This window comes from Paenibacillus sp. F024, from assembly GCF_057814255.1.
Window position 1 is genome coordinate 59,746 of the sequence record NZ_JBVASZ010000023.1, and the last position, 14,597, is coordinate 74,342.

General features: G+C 49.0%; 6 protein-coding genes, 1 rRNA gene and 1 CRISPR repeat array (1 of these 8 running past the window's edge). All 7 genes read left to right on the plus strand.

Annotated features, from left to right (window positions below; genetic code table 11):
* Positions 1 to 6,425: direct repeats of the CRISPR family, unit length 36 nt; unit sequence GTCCGAAACCTTTGTAAAAGGCAGTTATGTTAGCAC (it extends 2,416 nt beyond the left edge of the window).
* 288 nt (positions 6,426 to 6,713) lie between these two features.
* A complete protein-coding gene (locus ACZYR9_RS20150; protein ID WP_488980259.1) occupies positions 6,714 to 6,950 on the plus strand; it encodes a hypothetical protein in 237 nt (78 codons plus the stop codon).
* A 22-nt stretch (positions 6,951 to 6,972) separates the two neighbouring features.
* The gene (locus ACZYR9_RS20155) at positions 6,973 to 7,779 is read left to right on the plus strand and encodes a spore coat protein (RefSeq protein ID WP_488980260.1); all 807 of its coding nucleotides are present in this window, start codon (positions 6,973 to 6,975) and stop codon (positions 7,777 to 7,779) included.
* A 275-nt stretch (positions 7,780 to 8,054) separates the two neighbouring features.
* On the plus strand, positions 8,055 to 8,639 hold the full coding sequence (locus tag ACZYR9_RS20160) for a hypothetical protein (RefSeq protein ID WP_488980261.1): 585 nt from the start codon (positions 8,055 to 8,057) through the stop codon (positions 8,637 to 8,639).
* A 263-nt stretch (positions 8,640 to 8,902) separates the two neighbouring features.
* Complete coding sequence (gene pcrB, locus ACZYR9_RS20165; protein WP_488980267.1) at positions 8,903 to 9,601, plus strand: heptaprenylglyceryl phosphate synthase; 699 nt, start codon at positions 8,903 to 8,905, stop codon at positions 9,599 to 9,601.
* 5 nt (positions 9,602 to 9,606) lie between these two features.
* Entirely contained in the window at positions 9,607 to 11,919 is a 2,313-nt protein-coding gene (pcrA, locus tag ACZYR9_RS20170; protein WP_488980262.1) for a DNA helicase PcrA, read from the plus strand.
* A 23-nt stretch (positions 11,920 to 11,942) separates the two neighbouring features.
* Positions 11,943 to 13,961 (plus strand): NAD-dependent DNA ligase LigA, encoded by a 2,019-nt coding sequence (gene ligA, locus ACZYR9_RS20175; protein ID WP_488980263.1) that lies wholly within the window; start codon positions 11,943 to 11,945, stop codon positions 13,959 to 13,961.
* 511 nt (positions 13,962 to 14,472) lie between these two features.
* Positions 14,473 to 14,597 (plus strand): 16S ribosomal RNA (locus tag ACZYR9_RS20180); the annotation flags it as partial.

The window sequence follows — 14,597 nt, forward strand, 5'->3', positions numbered from 1 at the left end:
TTTGTAAAAGGCAGTTATGTTAGCACTTAAAAAAATCAAACAACTCCTTTCATCCCCTCAAGTCCGAAACCTTTGTAAAAGGCAGTTATGTTAGCACGTCACAACGAGACGTATCAACGTTTGACCAAGCAGGTCCGAAACCTTTGTAAAAGGCAGTTATGTTAGCACTGTCGTGTGGCCTGTAAATTCTTCATGAATCGAACCGGTCCGAAACCTTTGTAAAAGGCAGTTATGTTAGCACGCAAAACTATTTGTAATACTTGTATGAATAACCTTAAACAGTCCGAAACCTTTGTAAAAGGCAGTTATGTTAGCACATAAATGGCTTCTTTTCATTGAGTAATGTTGCCATATGTCCGAAACCTTTGTAAAAGGCAGTTATGTTAGCACCCCAAAGGTCAACGCCAACGCCTTTACCGCCAATTGGTCCGAAACCTTTGTAAAAGGCAGTTATGTTAGCACATGTCAATAGGGCGTTCAGATCGACATCGCTTGCGTCGTGTCCGAAACCTTTGTAAAAGGCAGTTATGTTAGCACAATTGTTGTCTCTCTTTCTTCTGCCGCTTTTTTTTCGTCCGAAACCTTTGTAAAAGGCAGTTATGTTAGCACGAAAATTAAATATAAACATAACATTTCCCCCATCAGGGTCCGAAACCTTTGTAAAAGGCAGTTATGTTAGCACGATATGTCACATACAAACATTCTTCCATCACTAGACTTGTCCGAAACCTTTGTAAAAGGCAGTTATGTTAGCACCGAATACGGCCAATTCAGGAATCAGGGGGCTCACCGTCCGAAACCTTTGTAAAAGGCAGTTATGTTAGCACAAACACGTATCACCTCCGTACCACGAGTGTGTCACTGTCCGAAACCTTTGTAAAAGGCAGTTATGTTAGCACCCCAGGGCACGTCTTGAAAATACGGGTCAATTTCTGTCCGAAACCTTTGTAAAAGGCAGTTATGTTAGCACATATACAGATTTAGACTCCGTTAACAACCAACTGAAAGTCCGAAACCTTTGTAAAAGGCAGTTATGTTAGCACAAATTAAACGTCTTGGTCTCGTCAACGCCCCGCCTAGCCCGTCCGAAACCTTTGTAAAAGGCAGTTATGTTAGCACTGAATCATGTTTCTCTAATTTTTGATTAGCGGCCTTTGGTCCGAAACCTTTGTAAAAGGCAGTTATGTTAGCACTATACAAACGGTGGAGCATTGTCCAAACTTCTTCTCGTCCGAAACCTTTGTAAAAGGCAGTTATGTTAGCACAATACAGCGCAGCTCGTAAGGCATATACTCGTTCAGTTCGTCCGAAACCTTTGTAAAAGGCAGTTATGTTAGCACACAAAGGACCCGGAGCTTAGGTATACGCAGAATGGTCCGAAACCTTTGTAAAAGGCAGTTATGTTAGCACACTACATGGGTACGTTGAGGGCTTGTCGAATTATGCGGTCCGAAACCTTTGTAAAAGGCAGTTATGTTAGCACTTCCAGACGTTTGAACAATGAGCGACCTGCAGTATCTAAGTCCGAAACCTTTGTAAAAGGCAGTTATGTTAGCACAAATTAGGCTTCACTTGGGAACAAATCGAAACCAATGTCCGAAACCTTTGTAAAAGGCAGTTATGTTAGCACGGCATGTTTGCATCTAAAAAACCTTGATTTTACGGTCCGAAACCTTTGTAAAAGGCAGTTATGTTAGCACTGCAGATACCGTGAAAATCTCCTTGTACAATCCAACGTCCGAAACCTTTGTAAAAGGCAGTTATGTTAGCACATGCCATTCCTCGCTATAAAAATAAGTCTCATACCGTCCGAAACCTTTGTAAAAGGCAGTTATGTTAGCACTCGACCATATCATACACTTCCCAACCGTCCCGGGACTGGCCGCAAGTCCGAAACCTTTGTAAAAGGCAGTTATGTTAGCACCTTTCCCGCCGTTAGTAAAGCGAAATGAATCTTCGTCCGAAACCTTTGTAAAAGGCAGTTATGTTAGCACTTCGATAATCTGGCCGGGCACGGAAAGACTAATCGTTGTGTCCGAAACCTTTGTAAAAGGCAGTTATGTTAGCACATTAACTGACTTTCCAATATCATCACACCAAATATGTCCGAAACCTTTGTAAAAGGCAGTTATGTTAGCACTTTTCCACTGATTTTCGACAAAACAAAAACAGCGAGGGTCCGAAACCTTTGTAAAAGGCAGTTATGTTAGCACTGCTCATCGGTATGGTCGCTCCGTTGGCAACCGATAAAGTCCGAAACCTTTGTAAAAGGCAGTTATGTTAGCACGATACACTCTTACGTTGTCTTAGCGCCGGCCGAGTACTGTCCGAAACCTTTGTAAAAGGCAGTTATGTTAGCACGTGCGATAGCAGCGAGACTAAAGATGATGCCCACGATTGTCCGAAACCTTTGTAAAAGGCAGTTATGTTAGCACAGCGCGGCATCGCAAAGGCAGCGCCAGGCGACGTGGTCCGAAACCTTTGTAAAAGGCAGTTATGTTAGCACATATTCCGTGACCATTTACGTGACCACGTCGACTTAAGTCCGAAACCTTTGTAAAAGGCAGTTATGTTAGCACCGCAAGGCTAACGTAGTATAACGGAATCTAGCGGCGTCCGAAACCTTTGTAAAAGGCAGTTATGTTAGCACTCGAGTATCTGCGCCGACCAAATCGCGTCACGAATCGTCCGAAACCTTTGTAAAAGGCAGTTATGTTAGCACCAGGGAGTGCATGGAGTTTTTCGCACAGTGTCCAGTCCGAAACCTTTGTAAAAGGCAGTTATGTTAGCACCCCTGACCTCGGTGTCGCCTACAACCTCAAGGAATCATGTCCGAAACCTTTGTAAAAGGCAGTTATGTTAGCACATGGATATTCCATGAAAACCATAACTGGTGAATGGGGTCCGAAACCTTTGTAAAAGGCAGTTATGTTAGCACCTGAAGGAGCGCTATGACCTGATCTTGCTGGCCGGATTCGTCCGAAACCTTTGTAAAAGGCAGTTATGTTAGCACGAAATACCCTCCCTAATATACGTCATGCCGCCCTTGCCGGTCCGAAACCTTTGTAAAAGGCAGTTATGTTAGCACAGAACGAATGGCAGAAAGGAAATAAACGCACCCTTTGTCCGAAACCTTTGTAAAAGGCAGTTATGTTAGCACAAAAGTAGCCGCGTCGTAACGTACGTCCAAAACACTTGTGGGTCCGAAACCTTTGTAAAAGGCAGTTATGTTAGCACATTATTGGGATTGAATAAATTAGCTGCCATCATGACGTCCGAAACCTTTGTAAAAGGCAGTTATGTTAGCACGCTGCAGAGGATTTTGCGAATATCCGCGGCGAACTGGTGTCCGAAACCTTTGTAAAAGGCAGTTATGTTAGCACACGGGCCAAAGGGATGCATTAAGGTTGCTATTACAGTCCGAAACCTTTGTAAAAGGCAGTTATGTTAGCACAGCGGCGTATTTAAGCCGGATGACGAGGGGTTTAATTTAGTCCGAAACCTTTGTAAAAGGCAGTTATGTTAGCACAGCCTTCTGTGTGGGATGATCTTGCTTCATACACTGGTCCGAAACCTTTGTAAAAGGCAGTTATGTTAGCACCCTTTCTCCACATATCCCACACTCCTCTACTCCCTGTCCGAAACCTTTGTAAAAGGCAGTTATGTTAGCACGTAGTGGTCCCGCAGGTTGAAAATTCAATGGTTCCAAGTCCGAAACCTTTGTAAAAGGCAGTTATGTTAGCACAACTTACCAACTGGATTGAAATTAAGTAATCTCATGTCCGAAACCTTTGTAAAAGGCAGTTATGTTAGCACACCTTCTTTCATTACCAAAAAGAAAAGAATCTCCCGTCCGAAACCTTTGTAAAAGGCAGTTATGTTAGCACACATGGCCTGAATAGTTGTAGAAGGCTAGATGTTGTCCGAAACCTTTGTAAAAGGCAGTTATGTTAGCACACGAACGGATAGAGGATGCGCCACCGGGGCGCGACGTCCGAAACCTTTGTAAAAGGCAGTTATGTTAGCACGGAACGTATGCCGGAGAGCGTCTTGGCCCCCGCGTTGAGTCCGAAACCTTTGTAAAAGGCAGTTATGTTAGCACAGATCATTAACGAGTGGCGTACAGAGACACTCCGAACGTCCGAAACCTTTGTAAAAGGCAGTTATGTTAGCACCAGGATGCACCGGATACGACGACAAAGCCTTAATATGTCCGAAACCTTTGTAAAAGGCAGTTATGTTAGCACGTTGGCGCAGGACCCGACGTAGAACCTGTGGCACGGTTGTCCGAAACCTTTGTAAAAGGCAGTTATGTTAGCACGCGCGCGTCCTTATCGAAGAAATGGCGGAGGACGAGTCCGAAACCTTTGTAAAAGGCAGTTATGTTAGCACCGCTGTTAGGCGGAGGGCTTGCGATTATTCTACACGCGTCCGAAACCTTTGTAAAAGGCAGTTATGTTAGCACATAACAAAGTCAACCGTAAGGAATGCGCTCAGCCCGGTGTCCGAAACCTTTGTAAAAGGCAGTTATGTTAGCACACAAGACGGCGTGCGCTCGTTCGTTGTCCGACGAGTCCGAAACCTTTGTAAAAGGCAGTTATGTTAGCACCGACCATGACGCGGGACGGCGAATGGATCGATAACGCAGTCCGAAACCTTTGTAAAAGGCAGTTATGTTAGCACCTCGATAAACTCGATCTCGATTTCGAACTCGTACGGGTCCGAAACCTTTGTAAAAGGCAGTTATGTTAGCACCGGCGGTCGACGGCGAGGCTTAGCGCATCCTCCTTCGTAGTCCGAAACCTTTGTAAAAGGCAGTTATGTTAGCACACTTTTAAGCAAATCATAGTCATTAAAAGTTCTAGAGTCCGAAACCTTTGTAAAAGGCAGTTATGTTAGCACCTTTAGAACAGATGCAAACTTGGAAATCCTGTGACATTAAGTCCGAAACCTTTGTAAAAGGCAGTTATGTTAGCACTTAACTGCAAGTCTTCCACTGCATCGAGGAACTTGGTCCGAAACCTTTGTAAAAGGCAGTTATGTTAGCACATCTACCTTACGCGCCCATTCGTCAGGCTGTGGCTTGTCCGAAACCTTTGTAAAAGGCAGTTATGTTAGCACCAGGCAATGGGATCTTTGCATCGTCTGACTTCTGACGGTCCGAAACCTTTGTAAAAGGCAGTTATGTTAGCACTTTCCGCTTAGTTGTCATATTCTGAAATGTAAGTGCTGGTCCGAAACCTTTGTAAAAGGCAGTTATGTTAGCACCTTGTTATCCCTCATTACATTGTGGTCGACGTCAAGGACGTCCGAAACCTTTGTAAAAGGCAGTTATGTTAGCACTAACACCGCAGCTAAAGATGTATCATGGGAAGTTAGTCCGAAACCTTTGTAAAAGGCAGTTATGTTAGCACATTAATTTCGCCCCCCAAAATGCCCCCCATAGCCCGTCCGAAACCTTTGTAAAAGGCAGTTATGTTAGCACCACCTACGGCCATTGCTAAATGGCGCTCACGCCGCAAGTCCGAAACCTTTGTAAAAGGCAGTTATGTTAGCACAGAAATTGGTTGGCCTGCTCTAAAGTCCATATTTTCATTTCGTCCGAAACCTTTGTAAAAGGCAGTTATGTTAGCACCAAGGGATTCCGGCGTTACTTAGCTGTTACCCCATGTCCGAAACCTTTGTAAAAGGCAGTTATGTTAGCACCAAATGACAATTAATCCGTTCAATGGGAGAGTGTGTCCGAAACCTTTGTAAAAGGCAGTTATGTTAGCACGCTGACTACTATATCGAGTCAGGGAACGCCACCGAAGGTCCGAAACCTTTGTAAAAGGCAGTTATGTTAGCACTCGACGATCACGCCGACCTCGCCGCGGTAATCTGGTCCGAAACCTTTGTAAAAGGCAGTTATGTTAGCACCAGCGCTCATGGCGCTTTCAATCATCATTTTTACAACGTCCGAAACCTTTGTAAAAGGCAGTTATGTTAGCACTTGCTGGATGCGGTCGCGTTCATTTTCTACCCTTTGTCTAGTCCGAAACCTTTGTAAAAGGCAGTTATGTTAGCACTGTAGGTGACAGAAAAGGTATATCTACATTTTACCAGTCCGAAACCTTTGTAAAAGGCAGTTATGTTAGCACTTTATGCTCTCAATTTCTATTGGATTCTTTACGGCAGTCCGAAACCTTTGTAAAAGGCAGTTATGTTAGCACCCAATCGCCCCCTCATATATAATTTGAGATGCGGCGTCCGAAACCTTTGTAAAAGGCAGTTATGTTAGCACGGCAGCACGAACGCGGCCGCCTTGAAGACGTTTCTTGTCCGAAACCTATGTAAAAGGCAGTTATGTTAGCACGCTATGATGACGGATACGACAACGGGGAATGTTCGTCCGAAACCTATGTAAAAGGCAGTTAAGTTAGCACGGATAAGGCGAGACTCTATTGTTGTCTCTTCTGCCGAGTCCGAAACCTTTGTAGTAATCTTTATAATTAAGCATAAAGCGCATCAAACTATACAACGATCTTATAGACGTTTTAAACATAAGAGGCCTAACTGAACATACAGTTAAGCTTCTTATGCATGCCTTACTTCCTTACCGGCGGAAGGACGTTATTGAATCAGAGTAAATAAACATGCAGCCCGACTATACATATTTTCCCACTGGCGCGGACAACCTACCTTTTGTCGATAAGGAAAGGAGGACTATGCCGATGTTTACTGGACAACAACAGCAGCAGGGGATGAATACGGTCAGCTCCAAAGAGCTGGCTTATATTTCGGACTGCTTGAAGAACGAAGGGCTGCTCGCCAAAATTGCCGTGCAGGGGGTGGCGGAAAGCCAAACCCCGCAGCTCAAGCAAAAGCTGGCCCAAATTGCTCAGGATCGTTTGCAAAATACCGATTATTTGCTTCGGACATTGCAGCAGCATACGCAAATGAATCACTAAGACTACATAGGAGGTGCATCATATGTATCAACCGAATACAATGAGTTCCCAGCAAGCCGGAGCACAATCCTATCCCTTTCATTTGAATGAGCAGGATACGGCTAATCTCGTGCTGTCGGAGCTCAAACGCGCGGCTCGCGAGTACACGACTGCCGCGCTCGAAGCAACCCATCCGGTAATCCGGCAAACGTTCGCGAGTTTAACGCAGAAAACGCTGCAGGATCAAGCGGAATTGTTCGATGTTTTGAGCCAAATCAACGGCTACGGCTCGGTCTCCATGGCATCTCAACAGGAAGTGCAGCAGGAGCTGCAGCAGCAAATCCGCAAAGCGGAGCAGCTGCATTCCGTTGTCCAACAGGCGATTCAAAGCGGATATACGGCCGGAAATGCTTATCAGCAGCCCGTTCAACAGACCGCCATGCAGCAGACACCTTATCAGACTCAACAGCCTTTCCAGTCAGGGTCTCCAGCGGGCTATGGCAGCCAGGGTATGGCTTCTTCGGGCGCTTCCTCGTCTGCCGCGGGCGGCGGCTTTGGCGCCTATCCGAACCAAGGTTACAGCACATCGGCAGCGTCCGGCTTCAGCCAAGGCGTTCATCCGAGCCACAGCTTCAGCTCCTCCACGACTGAGCCGCAGGAAAGTCATTACGGTTTAAAATCCTCGGTGTCGGGAACGGACGGTCAAGACGATTTCGCCGCCAGATCGGTTCAAGATTATACGAGCAATAAATTCAGCGGCGGGTTCCAGGAAGCTAACAGACCCAGAAGCCAGCAGGAAAGCTATTCCTCCTCGGGAATATCTTCTACGACCTCGCGTTCCGGAGGCTAAGGCATCGGGGGATTACTCTTCCGCTTCGAAAGCTTCGACTGCCGACCGGACGCCGGGTAAGCACTAACCGGATCAAGAGGGCCGCCGCGAGCGGTCCTTTCCAATACAATCATCTGTATGGTAAGCCGAACGAAGCTCCGCGTACTTTCATCGATAAGAGAAGGACCGCAGGGCTTTTTGTCCGTTATCTCCTTCTTGGATGTCCAATGCGGTATATTTTTTCGTTTTTGAACCATAATACGAAAAAAACGCCACAGCAGGAGGGGCTTCGTCCGATGAGACTATGGTTGATACTGGTTCTGATTACCGGACTGCTTGCCGGTTGCCAGATGCAAGGGGATCGCAACTCTACCAATATGAAGACGCTGCAAAAAACCGTAGGCCGGGAGCAGCTGCTCCAAACCTTCAGCCAAATCACGCCGCCGCCGATGAACAAGGATATCATGAACCAATCGGATGAAAAGGTGATCGCGTGGATCCGCCAGGTGGACGACTGGACGCATAAGGTGCTTTCTTCTCCGCTGACGGGAGAAATGGACAGGTATGCGATGCGGGAGATGCGGACACATTTGCAGCAGGTCTATACTCCCGAGATGGCGCAGAGGATGATCGATTATTTTTACCGTCACGATTACACCATAGGCACCTATCAGGCGAACAGCACCAAAGCGATGCTGGGCTTGCGAAGCGAATGGAGCAAGTATGAACTGAACAAAACGCAGCCGGCCCCCGATCAGTACAAGGTTTCCTTGACGGGCAGAACGAAATTCGATTACTCCGAGGCCGTCATGCAGCATGAGTCGGCTTACCGCGTGCAGGGAGACCGTTTGATCGTGACGGACTTTCAGACGCGCTCATAGTGTAAGGAACGCTATATAATCTTCGCCGCAGAACATTCCCTAGGGGATGTTCTGTTTTTTGTTTGATGGGAACATATATTCTCTTTTGGTATAGAAGTTATGATATAATAGAGGATATTTCCTATAGGCTCCAGGCAATTGACACTTCCTCCGGGGTAGCATAGACTTTATTCTAGACAAGCTGATAGTGAGCATCGTACCTCCTAACGGGGTGCGATTCGGCCCTTTTCACACGAACAGGAGGCATCCCCTTGCATTTGCGAATGGAACAATGGAAGCATATTTTTAAGCTGGATCCAGACCGGGATATATCGGATGAGGCCCTGGAGCGTGTGTGCCTGTCCGGAACGGACGCCGTCATGGTCGGCGGTTCGACAGGCGTTACGTTTGACAATACGGTTGACCTGTTGGCACGTATCCGGCGCTACGAGGTGCCCTGCGTGCTGGAGGTTTCCGATCAGGAGGCGATTGTGCCGGGGTTTGACCTGTTTATGATTCCCATTGTGCTCAACGCAGGTGATACCCAATGGATCGTCGGCCGGCATCATCGGGCGCTGAAGGAATACGGAGCTATTCTTGATTGGGAGCAGATCGTGACCGAAGGCTATATTATTTTGAACGGAGACGCCACCGCAGCCAAGCTGACCGAAGCGGATACCGAGCTAAGCGTCAAAGACGTTGAAGCGTACGGGCGGATGGCTGAACGGCTGTTCCGCTGTCCGATCGTATATCTGGAATACAGCGGAACGTTTGGCGACATGGCGCTGGTCAGCAGGATACGCAATGTGCTGGGCCAGGCGCGGCTGTTTTACGGCGGCGGCATTGATGGACCGGAGAAAGCGCGGCAAGCGGCTGAAGCGGCCCATACGGTTGTAGTAGGCAATGCCGTGTATGAGAACTTGGAGCGTGCTCTGGCTACGGTTGAAGCCGTACGTAATGGAAAAGCTGCAGAAAGGGAATAAAACAAATGATGAATGAAGCGATAGATATTTTCAAAGCTGTTGAAAAGCTGAACCCGCAGCAGCGCAAAGCCGTCGAGACGGTGGACGGGCCTCTGCTGATCATGGCCGGAGCGGGGAGCGGCAAAACCCGCGTATTGACGCACCGGATCGCTTACTTGATTGCAACGCGAAAGGCGGCGCCTTGGAGCATCCTGGCCATCACGTTTACCAATAAGGCCGCCAGAGAAATGCAGGAGCGCGTGAGTGCGCTGGTCGGGCCGCAGGGGCAGGATATCTGGGTATCGACCTTTCACTCGATGTGCGTCCGTATTTTGCGTAAGGATATTTCAAGGATCGGGTTCACTTCGAATTTCTCCATCCTTGATTCGGGAGATCAGCTTTCCGTGATCAAGAACTGCATGAAGGAGCTGAACATCGATTCCAAAAAATTTGAGCCGAAAGCCGTGCAAGCGGCGATGGGAAACGCCAAAAACGAACTGATCACGCCGGAAAGATTCGAGCAGAAGATCGGCGATTATTTCGACGGGATCGTTGCCAAGGTCTATACCCTCTACCAGAAAAAGCTCAAAAGCAATAATTCGCTTGATTTCGACGATTTGATTATGAAAACGATCGAGCTGTTTCAGCAGATGCCCGAGGTGCTCGATTTTTATCAGAACAAGTTCCAATATATTCACGTCGACGAATATCAGGATACGAACCGTGCGCAGTATATGATCTGCCGCCTGCTGGCGAGCAAGCATCAACGCATCTGCGTCGTAGGCGACAGCGACCAGTCGATTTACCGCTGGCGCGGGGCGGACATCAGCAATATTCTCGATTTCGAGAAGGATTATCCGAAAGCGACGACGATTCTGCTGGAGCAAAATTACCGGTCGACCTCTACGATTTTGAATGCGGCAAATAAAGTCATCGCCAATAATGTCGGACGGAAGCCTAAAAATTTGTGGACCGACAAAAGCGGCGGAAATAAAATTCGGCTGTACCAGGCTGATTCCGAGCATGAGGAAGGCTATTATATTACTGGTGAAATCCGCAAACAGGTGGAGCAGGGCCGCAAATACAGTGATCACGCTATTTTGTACCGTACCAATGCGCAGTCCCGGGTCATCGAGGAAATTCTGATCAAGTCGGATGTTCCGTATCAAATCGTAGGCGGCATCAAGTTCTATGACCGCAAAGAGATTAAAGATATTTTGGCTTATCTGCGCCTGATTTCCAATCCGGATGACGATATCAGCTTTGCCCGCGTCGTTAACGTTCCGAAGCGGGGGATCGGAGATACCACGGTGGACAAGCTGGCCGCCGCGGCCGGTCAGTTCGGCGTCTCGATGTTTGCCATGCTGGAAAACGTCGATAGTATGGAGATTGGCGCCAAAGCGCGCAATGCGCTCTCCGATTTCCGTGACATGATCGAGAGCCTGTACCGGATGGTCGATTATTTGTCGGTAACGGAGCTGACCGAGAAAGTGCTTGAGATGACGCATTACCGCGATGAGCTGAGGCGGGAAAATACGCTTGAATCGCAAGCCAGGTTAGAGAACATCGACGAGTTTCTGTCGGTAACGATGGAATTTGAGAAACGCAACGACGACAAGTCGCTCGTTTCGTTCCTCACGGATCTCGCCCTGATCGCCGATATCGATTCGATGAATGACGATCCAGAAGCGGGTAAGCAAGGTGTCGTTCTGATGACGATGCACAGCGCGAAGGGACTTGAGTTTCCGGTCGTATTCATCGTCGGTTTGGAGGAAGGCGTATTCCCGCACAGCCGGACGCTGATGGATAACGAGGAGCTTGAGGAAGAACGGCGCCTCGCTTATGTCGGCATCACCCGTGCCGAAGAGGACCTATACTTGACGTGTGCAAGGATGCGCACGCTGTTCGGGCGGACGTCGGCTAATGCGCCGTCGAGATTCTTAAGCGAGCTCCCGCAGGAGCTCGTGGAGGCAGTGCGCGCCGGAGGCGGGTTCAGCCGCGGCGGCACCGGTACGGCGTGGGGTGGCGGCGAACGCCGCTTCGGCAGCGCCGGAGGCTTTGGCGGCGGCACGTCGGCTGCTGGCCGGGCGCCTGTGAGCTTCCGCGGCGGCGGTGCGCAGGCCGCGGGGGGAGCCGCGCCTGGCGCTGCGGCTTCCGCGCCGAAGGCGGTGGACTTTGCCATGGGCGACAAAGTCCTGCACGGCAAATGGGGCACAGGCGTTATCGTCGCGATCAAAGGCTCGGGCGAAGACACCGAGCTGCAGATCGCTTTTCCGGCCCCGGTCGGCGTCAAGCGGCTGCTGGCCAAATTTGCCCCGATTACCAAAGCAAGTGAATAGAGCAAGGAGAGGACGAGTTCACCATGCCGGACGCTATGGAAAACATGCAAGCCCTCATAGAAGAAATCAATAAGCATAATTATTTATATTATACGATGGATCAGCCTTCCATCAGTGATGCCGAGTATGATGCGCTTTATGCGAAGCTGATCGAGCTGGAGGCGGAGACCGGGACGGTACTGCCGCATTCGCCGACACAACGGGTAGGAGGAGAGCTGCTCAAAGGCTTTGAGCCTCACCGCCACCTCTCCAGACTTTGGAGCCTTGACAAAGCACAGAACCGTGACGATCTGATGGCATGGCATCAGCGAGCCCAGAAACTGGTGGATCAATACAATACACAGCATCCGGATAACCCGCTGCCGCCGCTTTCTTTTGTCGTGGAGCTGAAATTCGACGGCTTGACCTTGAATCTCACCTATGACCGCGGGGAGCTCGTTCAGGCGTCTACCCGTGGCAACGGCACCATCGGCGAAGGTATTCTGGCTCAGGTAAAGACAATCAAGTCCATACCGCTGCGCATTCCGTATCAAGAAGGTGTGATAGAGGTTCAGGGCGAGGGGATCATGAATCTGTCCGTACTTGACGCCTATAACCGGACGGCTGCGGAGCCGCTCAAAAACGCACGCAATGCCGCGGCCGGGGCGCTGCGCAACCTGAATCCGAAGGTGACGGCCGAACGCAAGCTGAACGCTTATTTTTACAATGTGGGCTACTCCGATTCGTTGAAGTTCCGCGACCACGAGGAGATGGTTGCCTTTTTGCGCGATAACCAATTTAAGGTCAGTCCGATGGTGACCTTTGTAGACAGCATCGAGGCGGTCGAGGAAGAGCTTGAGAAGCTCGTTGCGATGCGCGGCACGTTCGATTTTTTGATCGACGGGCTTGTGGTCAAAATTACCGATATGCGTACCCGGGAGGTGCTCGGTTATACGGATAAATTCCCCCGCTGGGCGGTTGCCTACAAATTTGAGGCGGAAGAGGCGGTCACGACACTGCTTGGCGTTACATGGAACGTAGGCCGAACCGGTAAAGTAACCCCTTTGGCCCGTGTCGAGCCGGTAGATATTGGAGGCGTGACGGTCCAGAACTGTACGCTCAACAATATTGAGGATATCGAACGCAAAAATTTAAAGCACGGGCTGGGAAGCCTTGTGTATATCAGGCGCTCCAATGACGTGATTCCCGAAATTCTCGGCAAAGTGACGGATGAGGCGGACGGCGAGGAGATTGTTGCCCCTGACACCTGCCCTTCCTGCGGACATGCGCTTGAGAAGAAGGGCCCGCATTTGTTCTGTACGAATCGTCTGGACTGCCGTCCTCAGCTTGTGGGCCGCATTACCCATTTTGCATCCCGGGATGCGATGGATATTGAGACGTTTAGTGAAAAAACGGCCGAGCAGCTCTACGATACTTTAGGGGTGCGGGATCCTTCCGATCTGTATTATGTGACGTTCGACGATTTAATCGGGCTGGAGCGGTTTGGTCAGAAGAAGGCGGAAAACCTGATGGCGGCAATCGAGAAAAGCAAACAGCCGGATCTGGCCTCCTTCCTGTACAGCTTGGGTATTCCGAACACGGGAAAAACGACGACCAAGGAATTGGCAGACCACTACCGCAGTCTTGAGAAGCTCATGCAGGCAACACCGGAAGAGCTGGTCACCCTGCCCGATATCGGAGGGATTGTGGCTGACAGCATCGTCGGCTTTTTCCAGGATCCTGCGATGCAGCGCAGCATCGAGCGGCTGCTTGCAGCCGGCGTAAAGCCGGTCAGTGAGGAAGCTCCTGTTGTAGCGAATGAGGATAACCCGTTCTTTGGTAAAACCGTCGTATTGACAGGGACGCTATCTTCCATGAGCCGTGACGAGGCGGCTAAGAAGCTGGAGAACCTGGGGGCCAAGGTGACGGGAAGTGTCTCCAAAAAGACCGATATTGTCATTGCCGGTGAAAGCGCGGGAAGTAAGCTGACCAAGGCGCAGGAACTGGGCATCCGCATTATAGAGGATGAAGAAGAATTAAAACGTCTGATGGGCGAAGCTTAGCTCGTGTAATCCATTTTATCTGCCGCCGGGAGATCATTTGATCGGCGGTTTTATTTTAATTTGCATAGATTTGTTTCCAGGCGTAGATCCTTTAAAGGCTTGGGTTAGATGCATTGGCCGCAAGCTTCTTCAAGGCAAGGTCGCCTATGCTCATGCTAACGGAACAAAGGGGCGGCACAGCGGAGATGATACGCATAACTGCGGACGGTTTGGCGTTGAGATAACGGGAACGGGAAGCTTGTTTATCAACAATAAAAAGCAAAAAAAAGTTGTTGCAATTGCCCCTTGGTTTGTGATACATTATTCCTTGTCGCCGCAAAAGATGCTCCGAAACATTCGGTGAGAGATGATGGCGATGGAAATAAAAACCTGTTGCAATGCATGTCGAAAAGTGATAAGATATATTCTTGTCACGACAAAATTTGCAGCTGTGACGAAAGCTCTTTGAAAACTGAACAAATAAGAACGAATGCTTAGCGTAATAACATTTTTGAGCTATATCGACTCAACTTTAATGGAGAGTTTGATCCTGGCTCAGGACGAACGCTGGCGGCGTGCCTAATACATGCAAGTCGAGCGGATTTATCCTTCGGGATAAGTTAGCGGCGGACGGGTGAGTAACACGTAGGCAACCTG